Here is a 304-nt window from a genome sequence, read left to right as displayed (position 1 = left end):
AAACCGGCGTCGTGCCACTCCACACGTCAATTCCGTTCAAGTCGCATCAAATGAGTATACCGTTCTAGGGCAGGTTCGTGGTACACCGCCCACGCGTACTAAAACGGCCGTTTTTGGTTATTGTTACGTACCCTCGTTCAAAGCCACCCTTTTGGTACGTTTTGAGGTCCAGAATGGCCCGTTTCGGCTACGCCCGCGTCTCCTCCACAGATCAGGACCTCACCATCCAGCTCGAGAAGCTCAAGGCCGCCGGCTGCACCGTGATCCGCTCGGAGAAGATGTCGGGCAAATCCGCCGACGACCG

At 56.9% G+C, this 304-nt stretch carries 1 protein-coding gene; it reads left to right on the top strand.

The annotated features are described in order from the left end of the window. Positions 1-173 precede the first annotated feature (173 nt). Positions 174-304 (top strand): recombinase family protein (locus CVH10_RS19330; RefSeq protein WP_181244522.1); only part of this gene is annotated, 131 nt, incomplete at its 3' end.

This window comes from Halomonas sp. ND22Bw (genome assembly GCF_003011945.1).
In the GTDB taxonomy this organism is placed as follows: Bacteria; Pseudomonadota; Gammaproteobacteria; order Pseudomonadales; family Halomonadaceae; genus Halomonas; species Halomonas halophila.
Note: the sequence above shows the minus strand (reverse complement) of the source record. Positions and strands in the feature narration are given on the sequence as shown.